Here is a 19,626-nt window from a genome sequence, read left to right on the forward strand (position 1 = left end):
TTCGTCATGGCGGCTGATGCGGTTGATTCTTGTGTAGGAGCTTGAATTATAATCGATTTTCAGCCGCCTTTTTCATGCCCGGTGCAATATCCGGGATAGCCCGGCTGACCGGAGATCTGCACGATCTGGCCCTCGCCCCCCAGGGCATCGCACATCATCTCGGCGGACGAGATGCCCTGCTGGACGTTGTCCGGACCGGAAAAGGCCGCAATGAAGTCGAGCCCGGCCTCGGCGATCTTGGAGTTGGTCACCACCACCGGAATACCGGCGTTGTAGGCCTGGCGAATGGCGGGAATGACCGCCTGGCCATTGGTCGGCCAGATGATGATGGCGTCGACCTGCTGCTGGACGAGGTCCTGCATCTGGCCGATCTGGCGAGCGACATCGCCACCGGCATCGAGCACCACGACATCGACATTCCCCGCCGCCTCCGCGGCCTCCTCGAAGGCGCTTTCGTAGGTGGTCTGATAGCTGTCGACGCCGACATTATTCTGGGTAATGCCGATCCGATATGTCGTCTCGGCGTGGGCGATGCCCGAGGAAAGGAGGAGCACACTGGTGGCTAGCGCTGTCTTGTAGAACATGGTGTCACCCGTTGTTGTAATGGCTTGTTGTAATAGCCTGTTGTATTGGCAATCTGGCGTTGCTTCGCTGACCTGGGCGGCTGCCCGTCAGGGTGAATGAAGCTTATGGCCCGGGGAGAGCGCACGGCAACGAGGCGGGAGGCGAAAAATGGCCATTCTGGTTATTTCTGCCATGAGGGGGAAACAGCGGTCGGCCACCACATGAACAGGCCCCGACCGTCGTGACGGTCGGGGCCTTCAGCATGGCGGGGAAGCAACGGAACGGGGCCGGCCGGGCACAGCCGGGCCTGGCGAGGGTCAGGAGGCCGGCGGCTCCAGCAGCCGCTCCCAGGCCGCGATGACCGCCTGGCGATGGGCCTCGAACGCCTCCGTGCGGCCACGGGCGGGCTCGCGGGTCAGCGAGGCGCGGTGGGCGGCGCTGCGCAGCGCCAGGTAGGCCTCGCGCAGGCGCCGGCACTCCTCGGCGGGCAGGCGGCCGGTGGCCTCCAGGGTCTCGAGCAGGCGCATGTTGTCGCTCCACTGCAGCAGCTCGGGCGTCTCGTGGCCCATGGAGAGCACGGCAAACTGGCAGAGGAACTCGATGTCGACCATGCCGCCGGGGTCGTGCTTGAGGTCGAACTCGCCCTCCCCGCTCTTGCCGCCCAGGTGGTCGCGCATCTTGTGGCGCATCTTCACCACCTCGTCGCGCAGCGCCGGAAGCTCGCGCTCGCGCCCGAGGATCTCGCCGCGGATCTCGGCGAAGCGGGCCGCCAGCCGCTCGTGGCCCGCCACCACCCGGGCGCGCACCAGCGCCTGGTGCTCCCAGGTCCAGGCATCGCGGCGCTGGTACTCGGCGAAGGCCTCCAGGGAGCTGACCAGCAGCCCCGAGTTGCCGGAGGGACGCAGCCGCATGTCCACCTCGTAGAGGCTGCCGGCGGGGGTCACCGCGGTGAGCAGGTGGATGATGCGCTGGCCCAGCCGGGTGAAGAACACCGGGTTGTCCAGCGGGCGCTTGCCGTCGGTGCTGCCGCGGGGGGCGCCGTCATGGATGAACACCAGGTCCAGGTCGGAGCCGTAGCCGAGCTCGATGCCGCCGAGCTTGCCGTAGCCGACCACCAGGAATTCCGGGGCATGGCCGGCACGGCCGCCCTCGGCGCGCTCCGGGAAGCCGTGCTTGCGGGTCAGGTGCTTCCAGGCCATGGCCAGCACCGCCTCGAGGATCACCTCGGCGATGAAGGTCAGGTAGTCGCTGACCTTCATCAGGTGGCGGGTGCCGGCAATATCGGAGGCCGCCACGTGCAGCACCTGGGCGTGCTTGAACACCCGCAGGGCCTCCAGCTGGGCCTCCTCGTCCTCCTCGGGAATCCGCCCCAGCGCCTGGCACAGCTCGTCGGAGAGCCGCTCCTTGTCGGCCGGCGTGTAGAGGGTCTCCGGAGTGAGCAGCTCGTCGAGCAGGATCGGGTAGCGGGCCAGCTGCTCGGCGATCCAGGGGCTGGACGAGCAGAGCGACATCAGGTGGCCCAGGGCGTCGGGGTTCTCGCGCAGCAGCGCCAGGTAGGCGGTGCGCCGCAGCACCGACTCGACCAGCGGCAGCACCCGCTCCAGCGCCGTGTCCGGCGCCTCGCTCTCCGCCACGGCATCCATCAGCAGCGGCATCAGCGCCTCCAGCCGCTCGTAGCCGATGCGCTGCATGCCCTGGACCTGGCGCGACTGGTAGAGCCCGTGCAGGCGCCGGGCCGCCGCCGCGGGGTCCTCGAAGCCGGCCTCCTCGAGCAGCTCGGCGACCTCCTCCGCGTCGAGCTCGCCGCGCCACAGGGCGCGCCAGCTCTCCAGGGCGATACCCTCCTCCTGGCCGGCGTCGCCCTCCTCGACCTCCTCCTCCGGATCGGCGATCACCGCATCGAAGTGCCGGCGTACCCGGGCCCGTACCTCGTCGAGGCGGGCCATGACCGCGGGCCAGTCCTCCATGTCCAGGGCCAGGGCCACCCGCTCCCGGTCCAGGTCGTCGTCGGGCAGGCTCTGGGTCTGGCGATCCTCAAGGGCCTGCAGCACATGCTCCAGGTCGCGCAGGAACACATAGTCGGGGGTAAGCTCCTCGACCACCTCGGCGGGCAGCAGGCCGAGCTCGGGCAGCCGCGTCAGGGCGGTCCTCAGCGAGGTGACCTGCAGCTCGGTATCGCGCCCGCCGCGGATCAGCTGGAAGGCCTGCACCACGAACTCCACCTCGCGGATGCCGCCGGGGCCGAGCTTGATGTTGCCCTCCATGCCCTTGCGGCGCACCTCGCGGTTGATCATGCCCTTGAGCTCGCGCAGCGACTCGATGGCGCCGAAGTCGAGATAGCGGCGGTAGACGAAGGGCCGCAGGCTGGCCAGCAGCTCGGCGCCGGCGTCGAGGTCGCCGGCCACCGGGCGCGCCTTGAGCATGGCGTAGCGCTCCCACTCGCGCCCCTGGTCCTGGTAGTAGCCGGAAAGCGAGCTGAAGCTGCCCACCAGGGGCCCACCATCGCCCAGCGGGCGCAGGCGCATGTCGACCCGGAAGGCGAAGCCGTCGGCGGTCACCGCGTCCAGGGCGCCGATCAGCCGCTGCCCCAGCTTGGTGAAGTACTCCTGGTGCTCCAGGGACTTGCGGCCCCCCTCGGTCTCGCCCTTCTCGGGAAAGGCGAAGATCAGGTCGATGTCGGAGGAGAGGTTGAGCTCGCCGGCCCCCAGCTTGCCCATGCCCAGCACCACCAGGCGCTGCTCGCTGCCGTCGCGTCGGGGCGCCGGGCGCCCCCAGCGCGGCTCGAGGAAGCGCTCCAGCCAGGTGAGCGCCCCCTCCAGGCAGGTCTCGGCCAGCCGCGACACCGCAGCCGCAGTGGCCCACATGTCGATCCCCTCGGGGCGGGTCAGGTCACGCCAGACGATGCCGGTCATCCGCGCGCGCCGGAAGCGTCGGATCGCCGCCTGCATGGCGGCCTCGTCCTCGGCGGCCTCCAGCCGCTCCTCGAGCCAGTCGCGCAGCACCTCGGCGTCGGGGGCGGTGTCCAGCTCGCCGCTGGCATCCAGGTGCAGCAGCCACTCCGGGTAGCGCACCAGGGTCTCGGCGACGAAGTCCGACACCGAGAGCACCCGCGCCAGCTGCTCCCGGCGTTCCGTCGAGAGCCCCTGCCAGTCCTCCAGCGGCGACTCCCGCCCGGTCATCCCGGCCAGGTTGTCGGCCTGCTCGAGGGCCTCGGCCAGGCGCCGATGCACGTGTCCCAGCGGCGCCTTGAGGGGCTCGGGAATATCGAACAGCGGCAGGAAGTCGTCGGAAAGGGCCATGGGCGTCTCGCATCCGGGGGACGAATGCCCCCAGCATAGCGAAGGCCAGGCGCCAGCGGCACCCGGCACGGCGAATCAGCCCAGGAACTTCTGCCAGGCCAGCAGCACCCAGGTGAACCCGGCCAGGAACAGCGCCAGCATCACCGCGGCGGAGCCGATGTCCTTGGCGCGCCCGGAGAGCTCGTGGTGCTCGGTACCGATGCGGTCCACCACGCTCTCGATGGCGCTGTTGATGAGCTCCACGATCAGCACCAGCAGGCAGCTGCCGACCAGCAGGATCCACTCCACCGGCCCCTGGCCGATCCACCAGGCCAGCGGCAGCAGCAGCCCGCAGAGGGCGAGCTCCTGGCGGAAGGCCGATTCGTTGCGCCACGCCGCCCGCAGCCCCTTGAGGGAGTAGCGGGTGGAGTGGATCAGGTGCCGCCAGCCGGTGTGTCCAGGTTTCATGCCATGTCCTCAATGCGCCTCGATCATGCGTTCCAGGTCCAGCGACAGCGGGTCCAGGACCTGCGACCAGCTCAGGTAGGGCGTGCTGCCGGTGCCGTTGACCAGCACGCTGAACACCCCCCAGCGTCCGCTGCGGGTGCGGAAGTAGCCGCTCAGGGCGCGCACCGACACCGGCTGGTTGAGGGTGCCGGTCTTGAGCATCACCTGCTGCTGGAAGGCGGGCGGCCCCCGGCGGATGAAGCGCATCACCCCGTTGTCGGGCGACTGCAGGGTGGCCACGAAGCTGGGGAAGAGCGCCGCGCGGTGGAACATGCTCTCCAGCAGGGCGTTGGCGCCCCGGGCCGAGGTACGGTTCTCGGGGGTCAGCCCGCTGCCGCTGAGCAGGGTCAGCGGGCCGTGGTCGGGAATGCCGGCGACGAATGCCTCGATGGCCGCGCCCCCCAGGCGAAGGTCGCCGCGGGGCGTCTCCACCAGGTTCAGGGCCAGCATGTCGGCCATGAAGTTGTTGGAGTAGTTCATGACCCGCAGCAGCAGCTCCTGCAGCGGCATGCCGTCCACCGCGGCCAGGGCATGGGCCGCGGCCGGCGGCTCGGCCTCGCTGGTGATGGCCCCCTCGCTCACCGCGATGCCGGCCTGATCGAGCATCGCCAGCAGGGTCGCGGCCGTCTGGCCGGCCGGGTCGGAGCTCGCCCGGTAGATGTCACGGGGCCTGGCGTTGGTGGAGATCTGGCCGCGCACCACCATCACGTCACGCCCCTCGCGGGTCACCCGCTCGGCGTTGAGCTCGGTGCCGCTGTTGTCGGGCTTGGTCTCGACCCGGTTGTCGATCTCCACCAGGGTCGCCTGGCTGTCGCAGCTGGTGACCCGTGCCGGCTGGCCGGGGGAGGCCGCCGGCGCCACGCTGACGCACCAGCTGCCGTAGTTGACCCCCGCCGAGGAGAGCAGCGCGCTGTAGGCATTGGCCACCCGCTGGCGGGCATCGCAGCGATCCGTGGTGATGCACTCCACCGGCCCGAAGCGCCACTGGCTGACCACCAGCCGGCCCTCCACCCGGCGCACGCCGCGCTGGTGCAGGCGCTGGGTGAGCCGCCACAGGTCCTCGGTGGTCAGCGAGGGGTCGCCGCCGCCATCGAGGATCAGGTCACCCTCCAGGGCTCCCTCGCCATCGGGCTTCGCCTCGCTGACCAGGCGGGTGGTGAAGCGGTGCTGGGGGCCCCAGCGATCCAGCGCCGCCGCCGCCAGGTAGGACTTGCTCACCGAGGCCGGCGAGAGCTGGCGTTCGGGCTCGATGGCCCCCAGCACCTCGCGGTCGTCGAGCAGGCGGGCCTCGGCGCCGATCAGGAAGCCCTTGTCGGCCAGCCGGCCGAGCTCGGCGAAGCCCGAGGCGTGGGCGGCCAGCGGCAGCAGCAGGGCCAGCAGGAGGGGGAGTCGCAGCATCACGGACATGAAACGTTACCCGGCAGCCAGGGAATGGACGGGCTCTAGCCTAGTGACCCGAGACCGAGGAGAAAAGCTGAATCACCACCACGCCGCCGATGATCATCGCCATGCCCAGCAGCGCGGGCAGGTCGGGACGCTGGCCATAGACCACCACCCCCACCGCGGCGACCAGCACGATCCCCAGCCCCGCCCAGATCGCATAGGCGATGCCCACCGGAATGCTGCGCAGCACCAGCGACAGCAGATAGAAGGCCAGCAGGTAGCTGACCGCCACCAGGACGCTGGGCCATAGCCGGGTGAAGCCGTCCGTGGCCTTGAGGGCGGTGGTGCCGACCACCTCGGCGACGATGGCCAGGGCCAGGTAGACGAAGGGCATCAGGACTCTCCTTGCAGGGCGGGAACCCGGTCGGGGGCGTGGGGCAGCTCCACCACCAGCCGCCAGAGCGCCTGGCCGCTGGCGTGGTACTTCGCCTCGAAGGGCGTCAGGAAGGCGTCGCCCGGCCGGTAGCGCGACGCCTCCGCCACGATCCCGGTCGCCTGGGTCAGCGCCAGGGCGAACTCCTCCACGTAGAGGCGCCAGTTCGAGCGCAGCTCCAGCCGGCCGCCCAGGGCCAGGATCACCGGGAACACCGGGTGCCCCTGCCAGCGCATCTTGAGGTGGGCCGCCTTGGGATAGGGGTTGGGGTAGAGCAGGTAGTGGCGCGCCGGGCGCCAGCCCGCGGCCAACGCCAGGCGCCAGAAGTCCACCAGGTCGGCGCGCACCAGCAGGGCGTTGTCGGGCAGGGCGCCATGGTCACGAGACAGCCGGTCAGCGCTGCGATCGATGCCGATCACCGCATGGTCGGGAAAGCGCTCGGCCAGCCGGCGGGTGGAAAGCCCCACGCCGCAGCCGGCGTCGAGGATCAGCGGTCGGTCGGCGCGATCGGCGAGCCAGCGGGAGGCCGCCGCGAAGGCTTCCCGGGTATGGTCGGCCACCGGCTTGCGCAGCGGGTGCTCGAGGGCACGCGACACCCGGCGCGCCAGGTCCTGGTGGGGACCGGACTGGTTGGTGACGATGGCGCGGGAGCTGGCAGGCATGGCGGCAACCGGACGACGAAAGGACCCGGCATTCTAACAGCCTCGGCGCACTCGGGCAGGTCGTTGCCCGGTGTGTCGCCGGGAATGAAAACGGGAATGAAAAAAGGCGCACCCCGGTGAGGCGCGCCCATGACCACTCGCATGACTCAAACAGCCGTTTCATCCTGGCATGGCGGGGCGCGAATTTCAAACATTCGTTTCACTGCCGGCGGGTGCCGGCCACTGCCCGATGGCCGCCGCCGCCGCATGACGCCGCCGCGGGCCGGGTGCTATGATCCATGGCCTGATACCTATAACGACTCGCAGACATCAACAGCACAACGAGGAACCCGGCTTGTCACATTTACCGGTGATCGTCGGCATGGGCGGTGTGAATCCCGCCGGCAGAACCTCGGGCCACCAGGCGTTCCGGCGCACCGTGCTCGACGCCCTGTCCGAAGACGACCAGGCCCGGACCCTGCTGGGCCTGGCAGCCATGATGCGCCTGGCCAGCGGCCAGGAGGACGGCAGCTGGAAGGATGCCATGGGCCAGCCGCTCGACGCGGCCTCCATCGTCGCCCAGACCCGGCAGCAGGTGCTCGACCACACCCTGATCCGCCGCATCGAGGACCCCCGCTTCAATGACGAGGGCCTGCCGGCCAATCGCCGGGCCAGCCTCGCCCTGGACTCCCCCCTGACCTTCCGCATCCGCCGTCGCCAGCTGCCGGACGACCTGCCGCCCACCTGGCAGGTGCGCGAGCTCGATCGCCACCATCTGGAAGTCACCGTTCCCGCCGGCCCCATGGACGTGATGCTGCCCGAGACCCGCCAGGCCCAGGTGCGCGCCGCCGGCCAGCTGCCCTCGGGCTTCGAGCCCAGCACGCTCTACCGCAGCGTGCACCACCCCCGCGGGCTCTCCATGGCGATCTTCGCCGCCAGCGACTGCCTCGGTGACAGCGGCCTCTCCTGGGACAGCCTGCGCGACCGGCTCGACCCCGACGCGGTCGCCGTCTATGCCGGCAACTCCATCGGCCAGCTCGACGACGAGGGCTGGGGCGGCCTGCTCAAGAGCTTCGTCTCCGGCAACCGGGCCACCTCCAAGCAGATGCCGCTGGGCTATGGCCAGATGCCCGCCGACTTCCTCAACGCCTACGTGCTGGGCAGCGTGGGGGGCACCGGCGCGGCGCTGGGCGCCTGCGCCAGCTTCCTCTACAACCTGCGCCTGGGGGTGGACGACATCCAGGCCGGCCGCCGCCGGGTGGTGATGGTCGGCACCGCCGACGCCCCGGTCACCCCGGAGATCATCGAGGGCTTCCGCGCCATGGGTGCCCTGGCCGACGACGACAGCCTCAAGGCCCTGGACGCCCTGGAGCTGCTCACCGATGCCGACTACCAGCGCGCCTGCCGCCCCTTCGCCCGCAACTGCGGCTTCACCATCGCCGAATCCAGCCAGTTCGTGATGCTGATGGACGACAGCCTGGCGCTGGAGGTCGGGGCCGAGATCCTCGGCAGCGTGCCCGCCGTGTTCGTCAACGCCGATGGCTGGAAGCGCTCCATCTCCGCCCCCGGCATCGGCAACTACATCACCCTGGGCAAGGCCGCGGCCTTCGTGCGCGACATGCTGGGCGAGCGCGCCCTGCGCGAGCGCACCTTCCTGCATGCCCACGGCACCAGCACCCCCAAGAACCGGGTGACCGAGTCCCATGTCTTCGACCTGGTGGCCCGGGCCTACGGTATCCACGACTGGCCGGTGGTGGCGGTCAAGGCCTTCGTCGGCCACTCCCAGGGCAGCGCCGCCGGCGACCAGATGGCCAGCGCCCTGGGCAGCTTCGCCCACGGCCTGCTGCCGGGCATCGCCACCCTGGATGCGGTGGCCGATGACGTCCATGCGGAGCACCTGCGGCTCTCCCGCGACCCGCTGCGCTTCGCCGCGGATGCGGCCTTCATCAATGCCAAGGGCTTCGGCGGCAACAATGCCACCGGCGTGGTGCTCTCCCCGGGGGTGACCGAGCGGCTGCTGGTGCAGCGCCATGGCGAGACCGCCGTGGCCGCCTGGCAGGCCCGCCGCGAGGCCACCCGCGAGGCCGCCGCCGACTATCGCCGCCGCGCCGACCTCGGCCGGTTCCAGGCCCGCTACCGCTTCGGCGAGGGCGTGCTGGAGGGCCCCGAGCTGGAGGTCAGCGATACCTCCATCCGCATCCCCGGGTATGCCCGCCCCGTCTCGCTGGCGGTGGACAACCCCTTCGGCCGACTCGAGGACTGACACCGATGAACATCGCCGTCTATCCCGGCACCTTCGACCCCATCACCAATGGGCACTACGACCTGATCGAGCGTGCCGCGCACCTGTTCGACAAGGTGGTGGTGGCCATCGCCTCGAGCCCCGGCAAGGGGCCGGCGTTCGACATCGATACGCGGATCGCCCTGGCTCGGGAGGTGGTCGCCGGCCTGGACAACGTCGAGGTGGTGGGCTTCTCGGGGCTGATGACCGAGTTCATGAAGGCGCAGCAGGCGCGGATCCTGCTGCGCGGCCTGCGGGCGGTCTCGGACTTCGAGTACGAGCTGCAGCTCGCCAACATGAACCGCGCCCAGATGCCGGAGCTCGAGACCGTCTTCCTGACACCGGCGGTGGAGAACTCCTACATCTCCTCCACCCTGATCCGCGAGATCGCCAAGCTGGGCGGCGACGTGTCGCAGCACGTGCATCCCGGGGTCGCCGCGGCGCTGAAGAGCCATTACAATACCTGACCAGAACGGTCGGGCTTGACCCGCGCCGAGACAGCACCCTGCCGGGGCACGCCCATCGCGCCGGCCAGAGACTTCCGTGAGGTACCCCATGGCCCTGATGATCACCGACGAGTGCATCAACTGCGACGTCTGCGAGCCCGAATGCCCCAACGGCGCCATCTCGCCGGGGGAAGAGATCTACGTCATCGATCCCAACCTGTGCACCGAGTGCGTCGGTCACTACGACGAGCCCCAGTGCCAGCAGGTGTGCCCGGTGGACTGCATTCCGCTGGACCCCGAGCGCAAGGAGAGCCACGACGAGCTGATGGCGAAGTATCGCCTCATCACCGCGGCCTGAGGCCCGGCCTCCGCCAGCCCCTGCTGCAATGCAGAACGCCCCGCCATCGTGCGGGGCGTTCTGCGTTCCGGGCCCTTGCCTACAGCTCGTCGGCGCGCTTGCTGACGGTGCAGCCCAGGCAGCGCCGGAAGGTCGCCTCGGCCGGGGTCTTGATCAGCGTCTCGGCGGCGGTGTCCACCCCGCCCCCCAGGGCGGTGAAGGGCAGCGACACCAGGAACACCGCGGTGCCGGCCACGGTGGCCACCGCCAGCAGCGGCCGGGCGATCAGCGCATCGGCCACCATGGCCCCGCCGCTGGGCTGGGCCTCCAGCCGCTGCTGCTGAGCCACCGCCGGCGTGCTGCCCAGCGCCGCCACCAGCGCCAGTACGAAGAAGAATACGGTCCGCTTGCCCATCGCTTTCACTCCCCTGCTCCCTGCAGTCTCTGCTGCCGTTGTCGCCCTGCCAGTACCAGCCAATCGATACGCCGGGTATGGCACTAACCATTGTTAGCTTCTAGAATGCCCGAGGTTACATCCTTTCACAGGATCTTACATCAGGGTAGTCGGCTTTCGCCGCCAGCCCAACCCGCAGGCCCCGCCTGCCCCACCATGCAATGGAGCGCATGATGAAACGTCTGATCGCCACCGCCGCCCTGGCCACCCTGGTCGCCACCCCCGCCCTTGCCCAGAGCTATCCCGGCGTGCCGGACGAGGGCGTCTACCTGGGTACCGCTCTCGGGCAGTCCAAGCTGAAATTCGACATGGGTGGATTCTATCGCGACCTCGGCTACCCCAATGTCAGTTCCGACGACACCGACACTGCCTTCAAGCTGTTTGCCGGCTATCAGTTCAACCCCAACTTCGCCGTGGAAGCCAGCTACGTGGACTTCGGCGACTTCACCGCTAGCTCTTCGGCACCCGGCTACTCTGGAGAAGCCAAGCTGAGCATGGATGGCTTCACAGCGGCTCTGGTCGGTAAGCTCCCTATCCAGGATGGCTTCAGTGTCTTCGGCAAGCTGGGCCTGATCGCCTGGGATGCCGATCTCAATGAAAGCGAGCAATTCATGGGGCAGTCCGGCTCAGCAAGTTATGGAGAAGATGGTACTGATCCATACTACGGCATCGGCGCAGAGTACGTGGTCAATCAGGTCATGATGCGCCTGGAGTTCGAGCGCTACGATATCAGCGAGAGCGGCGAGGACTTAGAGATCGACCTGATCTCCGCCAGCATCGGCTACCGCTTCTGAGCCAACGCCACTGCCCTGCCGCCGCCCCGCCCTCGCGCGGGGCGGTTGCGTTACGGGATGGGCGGCGCCAAGATGGCGCGTTTTCGCCGCCCGCAGGACTGTCGTGAACCGCTCCACCCCCGACGCCGCCCGCCCCGAGGCCGCCCGCCGGCGAATCCTGGCGCTGGCCTGGCCGATCATCCTCTCCAATATCACCGTGCCCCTGCTGGGGCTGGTGGATACCGCCGTGGTGGGCCACCTGCCGGACTCCCGCTACCTGGCCGCGGTGACCCTGGGCGCCACCCTGTTCAGCTTCCTCTACTGGGGGTTCGGCTTCCTGCGCATGGGCACCACCGGGCTGACCTCCCAGGCGGTGGGCCGCGAGAACGACGGCGAGGTGCGCAACCTGCTGGGCCAGTCGCTGCTGCTGGCGGCCGGCATCGGCGCGATGCTGATCCTGCTCTCCCGCCCGCTGATCGCGCTGGGCCTGTGGCTGCTCGACGGCAGCGAGGTGGCCACGGCCCTGGCCGCCGAGTATGCCCAGATCCGCATCCTCTCGGCCCCGGCGGTGCTGGCCAACTACGCCATCCTCGGCTGGTTCCTGGGCCAGCAGAACGCCCGGGTGACGCTGGCCATCCTGGTGCTGACCAACGGGGTCAATATCGCCCTCGACCTGCTCTTCGTGGTGGGGCTGGGCATGACCAGCGACGGCGTGGCCTGGGCCACGGTGATCGCGGACTATACCGCCCTGGCCTTCGGCCTCTGGCTGGTGTCGCGCCAGTTGAAACTGCTCGAGGGCCGCTTCCTGCGCGAACGGCTGCTGCGGCTCACCGCCTACGCCGAGCTGTTCTCGGTCAATGCCAACCTCTTCGTGCGTACCCTGGGGCTGCTGTTCGCCATGGCCTTCTTCACCTCCCGCGGCGCGGCGCAGGGCGACACCGTGCTCGCCGCCAACGCCGTGCTGCTGCAGTTCATCATGCTGACCAGCTACGCCCTGGACGGCTTCGCCCATGCCGCCGAGGCGATCACCGGTCGCGCCGTGGGCCGCCGCCGCTGGGACGAGTTCGGCCAGGCGGTGCGCAGCGCGGCCGGCTTCTCGCTGCTCACCGCCGGGGCGGCCTCGCTGGCCTTCGCCCTGGGCGGCGAGTGGTTGATCGCCCTGCTCACCGGCCTGCCGGAGGTGCGCGCCACCGCCGCCGACTACCTGCCCTGGATGGTGGCGATGCCGCTGATCGCGGTGTGGAGCTACCTGCTGGATGGGGTCTTCATCGGCGCCACCGCGATCCGCGAGATGCGCAACAGCATCTTCGCCGGACTGGCCGCCTACCTGCCCGCCTGGTGGCTGCTGCAGGCCATGCTGCCCCCGGCGCTGGAGAACCACGGCCTGTGGCTGGCCTTCCTGCTCTTCGCCGTGGTGCGCTCGGCGGTGCTGGGCGCCTACTACCGGCACCATCGCCGCCACCGCTGGTGCCCGAATCCCGCCTCGCCATCGCCATGACAGGCCGCCCCGGGGGCCCGAACGTTGAGGCAAGGGTGGCGCAACTGCCTGTCACTGCGCTACTTTCTGTGTGACACGCCAATATCGATAACAGAAGAAGGGAACCCCCATGCTCAAGGCCCTGTCGAGACCGGCCGTCAAGCTGGTCGAACGCTACCTGCCCGACCCCTACATCTTCGTGCTGCTGCTGACCATCATCGCCGCGGCCGCCGCCATCGCCGTGGAGCGCCAGACCCCGCTGGCGGTGATGCGCATGTGGGGCGACGGCTTCTGGAACCTGCTGACCTTCTCCATGCAGATGCTGCTGGTGCTGGTCACCGGTTTCATGCTGGCCAGCTCGCCGCCGGTGAAGAAGCTGCTGCAGCGCCTGGCCGCCCTGGCCAAGGGGCCCGGCGGCGCCATCCTGCTGGTGACCTATGTCTCGCTGGCCGCCAGCTGGATCAACTGGGGCTTCGGCCTGGTGGTGGGGGCGCTGTTCGCCAAGGAGCTCGCCCGCCTGGTGCGCGTGGACTACCGCCTGCTGGTGGCCAGCGCCTACTCCGGCTTCGTGGTCTGGCACGGCGGCCTGGCCGGCTCCATCCCGCTGACCATCGCCACCGACGGCCACTTCAGCGCCGACCAGATCGGCGTGATCGGCACCGGCTCGACCATCTTCGCCTTCTTCAACCTGGCCATCGTGGCCTGCCTGTTCATCAGCATTCCGCTGGTCAACCGGCTGATGCTCCCCGACGACAAGGAGAGCGTCTACGTCGACCCCAAGCTGCTGGGCGATGACGAGGAGACCCGGGTGCGTATCACCCGGCCGGCCGAGCGGCTCGAGAACAGCGTGACCCTCGCCTGGCTGGTCGGCATCCCCGGGCTGCTCTTCCTCCTCGACCACTTCCTGCTGCGCGGCGGCGGCCTCAACCTGAACATCGTCAACTTCCTGTTCCTGTTCCTGGCCATCGTGCTGCACCGCACCCCGCGCAGCCTGCTCGAGAGCCTCAACGAGGCGATCAAGGGCGGCGCCGGCATCGTCATCCAGTTCCCCTTCTACGCCGGGATCATGGCGATCATGGTGCAGTCCGGCCTCGCGGCCACCATGTCCGAGGCGCTGGTCTCCTTCGCCACCGAGACCTCGCTGCCCTTCTGGTCCTTCCTCAGCGCCGGCATCGTCAACCTCTTCGTCCCCTCCGGCGGCGGCCAGTGGGCCGTGCAGGCGCCGGTCATGCTGCCCGCCGCCGAGGCGCTGGGCGTGGACGTGTCGCGGGTGGCCATGTCGGTGGCCTGGGGCGACGCCTGGACCAACCTGCTGCAGCCGTTCTGGGCGCTGCCGGTGCTGGCCATCGCCGGCCTCAAGGCCAAGGACATCATGGGCTTCTGCCTGATCCAGCTGTTCATCACCGGGGCGATCATCTCGGTGGGCCTCACCTGGTTCTGAGCCCCGCCCTGCCCCCGAGGATCCCCGGCCCGGCGCCGGGGATCCTGTTCCACGGGCCGCCGGCCCGCCCGACGGGAGCCCGCCGATGTCGCTCTTCCTCGCCGTGATCACGACCGTCACCCTGGTCATCGAGACGCTGGGGGTGATGATCATCGTCGCGGGCTTTGCCATCGCGACCTGGCGCTTCCTCAAGCACCGCAACTTCTACGACAACCGCAACGCCTACCTGGAGTATCGCCACGGCATCGGACGCTCGATCCTGCTGGGGCTGGACTTCCTGATCGCCGGTGACCTGATCAAGACGGTGATCGTCATGAACAGCGGCGAGCACGTGGCCACCCTGGCCGCCGTGGTGCTGATCCGCGCCTTTCTCGGCTTCACCCTCCATGTGGAGGTGGAAGGCCACTGGCCATGGCGTCCCCCCCACCCACCCCAGCGGCGCCGCAGTCACGACGATGAGCCCGGCGACGCCTGAGCCCCCTGCCACGAGGACCCCGCCCATGGAAGAGACTGCCCTGCCCGGTCAGCACGAGCTGAGCATGACCGTCCTGATGACTCCCGACATGGCCAACTTCAGCGGCAAGGTGCATGGCGGTGCCATCCTCAAGAAGCTCGACGAGGTGGCCTACGCCTGTGCCAGCCGCTATGCCGGCCACTACGTGGTGACCCTCTCCGTGGATCAGGTGCTGTTCAAGCAGCCGATCCACGTCGGCGAGCTGGTCACCTTCCTGGCCAGCGTCAACCACGTGGGTCGCTCCTCCATGGAGGTCGGCATCAAGGTGGTCGCCGAGGACATCCGCCACAAGGTGATCCGCCACACCAACAGCTGCTACCTGACCATGGTGGCGGTGGACGACGACGGCAGGCCGGCGCCGGTGCCCCCGCTGGCGCTGACGACCCGGCTGCAGAAGCTGCGCTTCGAGAAGGCGGCCCTGCGCAAGAAGCTGCGCAAGCAGGCCGAGGAGGAGGAACGCCGCACCCAGGCCGAGCACGGCGTGGAGTGAGGAGTGTCAGCCGCAGCCGATCTCGGTGATGACATCGTCCTCGTCCAGGCGGACGTTGATGCGGTCGCTGCGATAGTCGAGGGTGACCGCCTGGCCGGGGCGGATGACGCGCAGGCTCGCCGCCCGGCTCTCCCGCTGGATCGACTCGCCCAGCGCCTCGCTGTACTCGCGCCCGACCCGGTCCTGCACGCGCTCCGCCCCGCAGGCGGCACTCGTCTCGACCCGGGGCGGCGGCGGCGCCGGCTCATGAGGCGGAGTGGATGACAGGCCGGCACAGCCGGCCAGCATCAGACCGGCAGCGACGGCAGTGGTAAACAACCTGAGGGGCATGGCCTTCTCCTCTTCCTTGATGAAAAGGCCGGAGCGGGGAACCCGCTCCGGCCTGTGGCAGTTCCTTGCAACGGATCAGTCGGTGGAACGCTGGATCGCTTCCCCGCCCTGCTCGATGTCCTCGCCGACACCACGCCAGGTGTTGCAGCCAGAAAGCAGCGAGAGGGTGAACAGCGACAGCAGCACGATGGCCATGGTGCGTTTCATTGAGTTGCCTCCTTGCCGGTGGATCTTGGATACCCATATGCAATCTAGCACTACCGGCGGCACTCTGCCGCGCTATCCCAGCAGCAGCCGCAGGATAATCGCAGCGATCACCGCGACGGTGAGCCACTTCACCACGAAGGCCCCCCGCGGGCTCATGTTGACCTTCACCGCCAGCCAGGCGCCCAGCATGCTGCCGCCGGCCAGCACCAGGCCATAGCCCCAGCGCACCTGGTCGTTGACCAGGAACAGGGCCAGGGCCGGCAGGGTGTAGACCAGGATGATCAGCACCTTGAAGACGTTCACCTGGGCCAGGTCGATCTTGAGCATGCGGTAGAGCACCACCAGGAACAGCACGCCCACCCCGACCTGGATGAAGCCGCCGTAGAGGCCGATGGCGAACATCGCCAGGGTAACCGTCGGCGTGAGGCGCTCCGCCGTGAGCGGGCGGGTCTCCAGTCGCGGCTGGGGCAGCAGCATCAGCACCGCCGACCCCGCCATCACCGCGATCAGGATCGCCTCGAAGAGGGCATCGCCGGTCTGCAGGGCCAGCCAGGCCCCGATCAGCGAGCCGACCACCGCCGGCACCGAGAGCCGCAGCGACAGCGCCACATGGCGGGCACCGGCGCGGAAGAAGCTGGTCACCGCGGAGAGGCTCTGCAGCACGATGGAGACGCGGTTGGTGCCGTTGGCCTCCTGGGCCGGCAGGCCCAGGAACATCAGCAGCGGCAGGGTCAGCATCGAGCCGCCCGCCGAGAGCACGTTGATGAAGCCGGCCACGGTGCCGATCGCCAGCAGGGCGAGCGCTTCGAGCAGGGTCATGCGGGCATCCTTGTCCTCCGATGGCAGGCCGCACAGCATAATCCCCCCGCCACGAGGGGGAAACTCGCCGGGCGTTGTGTGCCATGATGCCGACAGGAAAGCGCCACGCGAGAGGAGACCGCCCATGGCCGATTTCGAAACGGACGCCCGCCTGGTGGCAGACACCTACCCGGTGACCGAGCTGCCGCTCTGCCAGCTGCGGCTGATGAACGACACCCGCTACCCCTGGCTGGTGCTGGTGCCGCGCCGCCACGGTGCGAGCGAGGTCTTCGATCTCGACGAGGACGAGCAGCAGCAGCTGTGGCGGGAGGGAACGGCGGTGGGGCGCGTGCTCAAGGCGGTGATGGGGGGCGACAAGCTCAATATCGCCACCCTGGGCAACGTGGTGGCCCAGCTGCACCTGCACGTGATCGTGCGACGCCGGGGTGACGATGCCTGGCCGGGGCCGGTATGGGGCCAGGGCGAAGCGATCCCCTATGACATGGACGCCCTGGTCGAGATGCGCGACCGCCTGCTGGCCGAGGTGGAGGGACTGGACCTCGAACCGGCGCCGGCTCAGCCGCCGAAGGGGTGACCCGCCGGGGCCGACTGGGCGGGCGCGCCGCGCGAGGGCGGCTCGCCCAGCAGCGGTGCGCCCGCCGGCTGGCTGACGCCGGTCAGGGTCAGCGACACCCCCAGGGCCATGATGGCCAGCCCGCCCGCCAGGGCGGCCCAGCCGAGCAGTCGACCGGCGCGGCGCGCCTGGCGCTGGCCGGCCAGCCGACGCTCCGCCCAGCCGCGGGCGACCACGCTGGCCAGGGCCAGGGCCGAGACGGTTAGCGCGGTACCCAGCGACATCACCAGCACCGCCGCCACCCCCACCGCGAAGTTGCCGAGCAGGCTGGCCGCCCCCAGCAGCAGCACCCCCCCGCTGCAGGGGCGGATGCCGATGGCCACCACCGTGGCCAGCGCGGTGCGCCACTCCCCGGCCTGCTGCGGGTCCACGTGGTGGTGCCCCCCGCAGCAGGCCGCATCATGGTCATGATCATGGACAGGGGCCCCATGGGGGTGATGCGCCTCGCCCGCGGTGGCCCCTGCCACGGCCGAGGTGGCGCGCAGCTGGCGGATGGCCCTCAGGCAGAGCCAGGCCCCCACCAGGGTCACCATGAGGAAGCTCGCCTGCTCCACCCAGGCCACGCTGCCCATGGCCTGGCGGGTCAGCCAGCCCAGGCCGTGCACCAGCACCACCACCAGGGCGATGGCCACCAGCCCCTGCAGCAGCGAGGCGGCGAAGGAGAGCGCCAGGGCCCGACGCCGCGCGCCGCCCTGGGAGAGCAGGTAGGTGGTCAGCACCGCCTTGCCGTGGCCGGGGCCGGCGGCATGGAAGACCCCGTAGCCGAAGCTGATGCCGAGCAGGGTCATCCAGGTCGCCGGCGAAGGAGTTCCGGAGAGCTCGGTGATCGCCAGGGTCAGCGCCCGGTGGAAGTCGCGCTGCCAGGCCACCAGCTGCAGGCTGAGCCCCTGGAGGCCGCCCTGGAACAGCAGCTGCCAGGCCAGGGCGGCCAGCAGCAGGCCACCGACGAGCCATGCCAGGCGGGTTCGGGTCAGCGGCATGTCACCTCCCCGGTCTCGGCGAAGTGGCGGCCGAGCCCGGGCTCGGCCTCGTCGGTGACGTCGAGCATCGCGGCCTCCATCACCTTCGCGGGATCCGGGTCGGCGGGCAGGACATGCGTCTCGCAGTCGAGCTCGCCGCCCACCGCCAGGGCGTCGTCCGCCGGCGCCCCGTCCTCCTCCTCGTGCACCACCTCGATGTAGTAGGTCGGGTCGAACACCTGGTAGCGCAGCGTCCGGCCGTCCAGCGCCGTCGGGGTCTCCAGCGGCAGCAGGAAGACGAACTCCACCCGCCCGCCACGCTCCAGCACGGTGTAGTCGTTGACCTCGGCGAAGGCCAGGGGCTCGCCGTCGAGGCGAAGCTCGGTGAAGTAGCCCTGGTCGACCAGGTTGTTGCGGATCTCGAGGCCGAGCTGGTCGAGGCCTGCCTCGAGGCCGCCTTCGCCCTCGGCGCGCCCCAGCTCCTCGAGCACCACCAGGCTGTAGAAGGGGTCCATGCGCCAGGACTGGTGCAGCCCGGTGAGGCGCCCCTCGTCATCCACCACCAGGCGCATGCGCAGGTCGATCCAGCCATGGGGGTGCGCCTGGGCCAGGCCGCTCATGGCCAGGCACAGCAGCAGCGTGGCAGCCAGGGCGAGGTGGCGTCGCGGGTCATCGAACATGATCTCTCTCTTGTGCTTCACGCCATGCGAAAAGGTGAGCCGGAACCGGGACTCAACGCCCCCTGCCCAGCTGCTCCTGCAACTCCATCAGCAGGCGGTCCAGGGTCCGCGGCGGCATCGGGCGCCCGCCCCGGGTCGCGGCCAGGCTCACTCGGCTCTGCTCGCCCTCCCCCGACACCGCCACCCGCACCCGGTAGCCGGGCCAGCGCGAGAACACCGCCTCCAGGCGACCCAGCTCGGCATCGGCATGGCGCACCACATAGCCGTTGGCCATCAGCACCTGGGCCGAGGCGCGCAGCGTGGCGTCGGGGGCGAAGGGAACCTCGAGCTCCCGGGGCATCTCCCGGGGAGAGGGCGTGGCGCAGCCCGCCAGCAGCGCGGCGAACAGCAGTGCCAGCAGCAGGCGGCTCATCGGACACCCCCCGCCTCGATGTCGCCGCGCAGCCGCTGGCAGAACTCGGCGGTGCTGGCGCTGCGCGACTCGGCCAGTTCGCCGCGCCAGTCGATGACCTGGATATCGCGGCTCACCCGCACCTCGCCCTCGCCGGCCAGCAGCGAGACCCGCTCCAGCTGGGTGGCATCGCGGGTCAGGCTGCCCACGCCGCCGAAGCCGATCATCACCCCGCTGCTCACTCCGCCCCGGCCGCCGCCGATGCCGATCCCCCCGAACATCCCGCGGGTCTCCCAGCCATCGTAGCGGTCTCCGTAGCCGGGCAGGATGCGCGTCCGCTCGGCGCTCACCAGCCCCAGCGCCAGGTCGGTGTGACGAATCAGGAAGCCCTCGGCCTCCAGGGCATCGACGGCGGCGCGAACCAGCGGCCGAGGAGCCTGGTCGCCGAGCGGCCAGCGGCACTCCGCCGCGGGGCGAGGCTCCGCCGCCGGCAGCGTGGAGGGCGTGGTCTGGCATCCGGCCAGCACCAGCACGAATCCCAGCACGGGAAGCAGCAGCCAGGGGCGCATGGGCAATCTCCGCTGAATGGATAGGGGCAGTGTACGCAT

At 69.8% G+C, this 19,626-nt stretch carries 23 protein-coding genes; 9 read left to right on the plus strand and 14 right to left on the minus strand.

Annotated features, from left to right (window positions below; translation table 11 throughout):
• Positions 1-59: 59 nt before the first annotated feature.
• The 6 genes from BDK63_RS15980 to trmB form a co-directional block, all read right to left on the minus strand.
• Positions 60-584 (minus strand): sugar ABC transporter substrate-binding protein, encoded by a 525-nt coding sequence (locus tag BDK63_RS15980; protein WP_246386237.1) that lies wholly within the window; start codon positions 582-584, stop codon positions 60-62.
• Positions 585-881: 297 nt separating this feature from the next.
• Positions 882-3,863, minus strand: a complete 2,982-nt coding sequence (gene glnE, locus BDK63_RS15985; RefSeq protein WP_183333749.1) for a bifunctional [glutamate--ammonia ligase]-adenylyl-L-tyrosine phosphorylase/[glutamate--ammonia-ligase] adenylyltransferase — start codon at positions 3,861-3,863, stop codon at positions 882-884.
• 75 nt (positions 3,864-3,938) lie between these two features.
• Entirely contained in the window at positions 3,939-4,310 is a 372-nt protein-coding gene (locus BDK63_RS15990) for a diacylglycerol kinase (protein ID WP_183333751.1), read from the minus strand.
• Between the two features lie 9 nt (positions 4,311-4,319).
• Positions 4,320-5,747 (minus strand): D-alanyl-D-alanine carboxypeptidase/D-alanyl-D-alanine endopeptidase, encoded by a 1,428-nt coding sequence (gene dacB / locus BDK63_RS15995; RefSeq protein ID WP_183333817.1) that lies wholly within the window; start codon positions 5,745-5,747, stop codon positions 4,320-4,322.
• A gap of 49 nt (positions 5,748-5,796) precedes the next feature.
• Positions 5,797-6,129, minus strand: a complete 333-nt coding sequence (locus BDK63_RS16000; protein WP_183333819.1) for a DMT family transporter — start codon at positions 6,127-6,129, stop codon at positions 5,797-5,799.
• Positions 6,126-6,827 (minus strand): tRNA (guanine(46)-N(7))-methyltransferase TrmB, encoded by a 702-nt coding sequence (gene trmB / locus BDK63_RS16005; protein ID WP_183333753.1) that lies wholly within the window; start codon positions 6,825-6,827, stop codon positions 6,126-6,128. The genes BDK63_RS16000 and trmB overlap by 4 nt, the downstream gene beginning before the upstream one ends.
• A 361-nt stretch (positions 6,828-7,188) precedes the next feature.
• Between trmB and BDK63_RS16010 the strand changes: the two genes are divergently transcribed.
• The 3 genes from BDK63_RS16010 (at position 7,189) to BDK63_RS16020 (ending at position 9,891) form a co-directional block, all read left to right on the plus strand.
• Positions 7,189-9,069, plus strand: a complete 1,881-nt coding sequence (locus tag BDK63_RS16010) for a beta-ketoacyl synthase (RefSeq protein WP_183333821.1) — start codon at positions 7,189-7,191, stop codon at positions 9,067-9,069.
• A 5-nt stretch (positions 9,070-9,074) separates the two neighbouring features.
• Positions 9,075-9,554 carry a pantetheine-phosphate adenylyltransferase gene (coaD, locus tag BDK63_RS16015; RefSeq protein WP_183333755.1) on the plus strand — a complete coding sequence of 160 codons (480 nt, stop codon included), beginning with the start codon at positions 9,075-9,077 and terminating at the stop codon, positions 9,552-9,554.
• A gap of 88 nt (positions 9,555-9,642) precedes the next feature.
• A complete protein-coding gene (locus BDK63_RS16020; protein WP_183333757.1) occupies positions 9,643-9,891 on the plus strand; it encodes a YfhL family 4Fe-4S dicluster ferredoxin in 249 nt (82 codons plus the stop codon).
• 79 nt (positions 9,892-9,970) lie between these two features.
• Here the strand turns inward: BDK63_RS16020 and BDK63_RS16025 are convergent, their stop codons facing one another.
• The gene (locus tag BDK63_RS16025) at positions 9,971-10,285 is read right to left on the minus strand and encodes a hypothetical protein (protein WP_183333759.1); all 315 of its coding nucleotides are present in this window, start codon (positions 10,283-10,285) and stop codon (positions 9,971-9,973) included.
• A 212-nt stretch (positions 10,286-10,497) separates the two neighbouring features.
• Here BDK63_RS16025 and BDK63_RS16030 point away from each other — a divergent pair, with 212 nt between their 5' ends.
• The 5 genes from BDK63_RS16030 (at position 10,498) to BDK63_RS16050 (ending at position 15,019) form a co-directional block, all read left to right on the plus strand.
• On the plus strand, positions 10,498-11,118 hold the full coding sequence (locus BDK63_RS16030) for an outer membrane beta-barrel protein (RefSeq protein WP_183333761.1): 621 nt from the start codon (positions 10,498-10,500) through the stop codon (positions 11,116-11,118).
• Positions 11,119-11,221: 103 nt separating this feature from the next.
• A complete protein-coding gene (locus BDK63_RS16035) occupies positions 11,222-12,595 on the plus strand; it encodes an MATE family efflux transporter (protein ID WP_183333763.1) in 1,374 nt (457 codons plus the stop codon).
• A gap of 109 nt (positions 12,596-12,704) precedes the next feature.
• Positions 12,705-14,015, plus strand: coding sequence for a short-chain fatty acid transporter (locus tag BDK63_RS16040; RefSeq protein ID WP_183333765.1), 1,311 nt, complete (start codon positions 12,705-12,707; stop codon positions 14,013-14,015).
• An 85-nt stretch (positions 14,016-14,100) separates the two neighbouring features.
• Positions 14,101-14,490, plus strand: coding sequence for a DUF1622 domain-containing protein (locus tag BDK63_RS16045; RefSeq protein WP_183333768.1), 390 nt, complete (start codon positions 14,101-14,103; stop codon positions 14,488-14,490).
• A gap of 25 nt (positions 14,491-14,515) precedes the next feature.
• Positions 14,516-15,019, plus strand: a complete 504-nt coding sequence (locus BDK63_RS16050; protein ID WP_183333770.1) for an acyl-CoA thioesterase — start codon at positions 14,516-14,518, stop codon at positions 15,017-15,019.
• A 6-nt stretch (positions 15,020-15,025) separates the two neighbouring features.
• Here BDK63_RS16050 and BDK63_RS16055 read toward each other — a convergent pair whose 3' ends face one another.
• From BDK63_RS16055 to BDK63_RS16065, 3 genes are all read right to left on the minus strand, one after another.
• Positions 15,026-15,349 carry an I78 family peptidase inhibitor gene (locus BDK63_RS16055; RefSeq protein ID WP_246386240.1) on the minus strand — a complete coding sequence of 108 codons (324 nt, stop codon included), beginning with the start codon at positions 15,347-15,349 and terminating at the stop codon, positions 15,026-15,028.
• Positions 15,350-15,424: 75 nt separating this feature from the next.
• On the minus strand, positions 15,425-15,556 hold the full coding sequence (locus tag BDK63_RS16060) for an entericidin A/B family lipoprotein (RefSeq protein WP_183333772.1): 132 nt from the start codon (positions 15,554-15,556) through the stop codon (positions 15,425-15,427).
• Positions 15,557-15,628: 72 nt separating this feature from the next.
• Positions 15,629-16,375 carry a sulfite exporter TauE/SafE family protein gene (locus BDK63_RS16065; protein ID WP_183333774.1) on the minus strand — a complete coding sequence of 249 codons (747 nt, stop codon included), beginning with the start codon at positions 16,373-16,375 and terminating at the stop codon, positions 15,629-15,631.
• A gap of 124 nt (positions 16,376-16,499) precedes the next feature.
• Between BDK63_RS16065 and BDK63_RS16070 the strand changes: the two genes are divergently transcribed.
• Entirely contained in the window at positions 16,500-16,949 is a 450-nt protein-coding gene (locus BDK63_RS16070; RefSeq protein ID WP_183333776.1) for an HIT domain-containing protein, read from the plus strand.
• On the opposite strand, the gene BDK63_RS16075 is transcribed toward BDK63_RS16070, so the two are convergent.
• The 4 genes from BDK63_RS16075 to BDK63_RS16090 are packed head-to-tail and all read right to left on the minus strand — an operon-like array spanning position 16,931 to position 19,587.
• Positions 16,931-17,968, minus strand: coding sequence for a nickel/cobalt transporter (locus BDK63_RS16075; RefSeq protein WP_183333779.1), 1,038 nt, complete (start codon positions 17,966-17,968; stop codon positions 16,931-16,933). The two genes, BDK63_RS16070 and BDK63_RS16075, sit on opposite strands and share 19 nt — an antisense overlap.
• Entirely contained in the window at positions 17,959-18,627 is a 669-nt protein-coding gene (locus tag BDK63_RS16080; RefSeq protein ID WP_183333781.1) for a DUF1007 family protein, read from the minus strand. Before BDK63_RS16080 ends, BDK63_RS16075 begins: the two co-directional genes overlap by 10 nt.
• A gap of 52 nt (positions 18,628-18,679) precedes the next feature.
• Positions 18,680-19,039, minus strand: a complete 360-nt coding sequence (locus tag BDK63_RS16085; RefSeq protein WP_183333783.1) for a hypothetical protein — start codon at positions 19,037-19,039, stop codon at positions 18,680-18,682.
• The gene (locus BDK63_RS16090; RefSeq protein WP_183333786.1) at positions 19,036-19,587 is read right to left on the minus strand and encodes a hypothetical protein; all 552 of its coding nucleotides are present in this window, start codon (positions 19,585-19,587) and stop codon (positions 19,036-19,038) included. Before BDK63_RS16090 ends, BDK63_RS16085 begins: the two co-directional genes overlap by 4 nt.
• Positions 19,588-19,626 lie beyond the last annotated feature (39 nt).

Origin of the sequence: Halomonas campaniensis, from assembly GCF_014193375.1 — a bacterium.
Lineage (GTDB): Bacteria > Pseudomonadota > Gammaproteobacteria > Pseudomonadales > Halomonadaceae > Halomonas > Halomonas campaniensis.

Bases quoted from the DNA above. Each gene is read 5' to 3' on its own strand.
- dacB (WP_183333817.1), bottom strand. From the start codon at position 5,747: ATGCTGCGACTCCCCCTCCTGCTGGCCCTGCTGCTGCCGCTGGCCGCC.
- trmB (WP_183333753.1), bottom strand. From the start codon at position 6,827: ATGCCTGCCAGCTCCCGCGCCATCGTCACCAACCAGTCCGGTCCCCAC.
- BDK63_RS16025 (WP_183333759.1), bottom strand. From the start codon at position 10,285: ATGGGCAAGCGGACCGTATTCTTCTTCGTACTGGCGCTGGTGGCGGCG.
- BDK63_RS16080 (WP_183333781.1), bottom strand. From the start codon at position 18,627: ATGTTCGATGACCCGCGACGCCACCTCGCCCTGGCTGCCACGCTGCTG.
- BDK63_RS16085 (WP_183333783.1), bottom strand. From the start codon at position 19,039: ATGAGCCGCCTGCTGCTGGCACTGCTGTTCGCCGCGCTGCTGGCGGGC.
- glnE (WP_183333749.1), bottom strand. From the start codon at position 3,863: ATGGCCCTTTCCGACGACTTCCTGCCGCTGTTCGATATTCCCGAGCCC.
- BDK63_RS16070 (WP_183333776.1), top strand. From the start codon at position 16,500: ATGGCCGATTTCGAAACGGACGCCCGCCTGGTGGCAGACACCTACCCG.
- BDK63_RS16065 (WP_183333774.1), bottom strand. From the start codon at position 16,375: ATGACCCTGCTCGAAGCGCTCGCCCTGCTGGCGATCGGCACCGTGGCC.
- BDK63_RS16045 (WP_183333768.1), top strand. From the start codon at position 14,101: ATGTCGCTCTTCCTCGCCGTGATCACGACCGTCACCCTGGTCATCGAG.
- BDK63_RS16010 (WP_183333821.1), top strand. From the start codon at position 7,189: ATGGGCGGTGTGAATCCCGCCGGCAGAACCTCGGGCCACCAGGCGTTC.
- BDK63_RS16060 (WP_183333772.1), bottom strand. From the start codon at position 15,556: ATGAAACGCACCATGGCCATCGTGCTGCTGTCGCTGTTCACCCTCTCG.
- BDK63_RS16020 (WP_183333757.1), top strand. From the start codon at position 9,643: ATGGCCCTGATGATCACCGACGAGTGCATCAACTGCGACGTCTGCGAG.
- BDK63_RS16030 (WP_183333761.1), top strand. From the start codon at position 10,498: ATGAAACGTCTGATCGCCACCGCCGCCCTGGCCACCCTGGTCGCCACC.
- BDK63_RS15990 (WP_183333751.1), bottom strand. From the start codon at position 4,310: ATGAAACCTGGACACACCGGCTGGCGGCACCTGATCCACTCCACCCGC.
- BDK63_RS16075 (WP_183333779.1), bottom strand. From the start codon at position 17,968: ATGCCGCTGACCCGAACCCGCCTGGCATGGCTCGTCGGTGGCCTGCTG.
- coaD (WP_183333755.1), top strand. From the start codon at position 9,075: ATGAACATCGCCGTCTATCCCGGCACCTTCGACCCCATCACCAATGGG.
- BDK63_RS16040 (WP_183333765.1), top strand. From the start codon at position 12,705: ATGCTCAAGGCCCTGTCGAGACCGGCCGTCAAGCTGGTCGAACGCTAC.
- BDK63_RS16055 (WP_246386240.1), bottom strand. From the start codon at position 15,349: ATGCCCCTCAGGTTGTTTACCACTGCCGTCGCTGCCGGTCTGATGCTG.
- BDK63_RS15980 (WP_246386237.1), bottom strand. From the start codon at position 584: ATGTTCTACAAGACAGCGCTAGCCACCAGTGTGCTCCTCCTTTCCTCG.
- BDK63_RS16090 (WP_183333786.1), bottom strand. From the start codon at position 19,587: ATGCGCCCCTGGCTGCTGCTTCCCGTGCTGGGATTCGTGCTGGTGCTG.
- BDK63_RS16050 (WP_183333770.1), top strand. From the start codon at position 14,516: ATGGAAGAGACTGCCCTGCCCGGTCAGCACGAGCTGAGCATGACCGTC.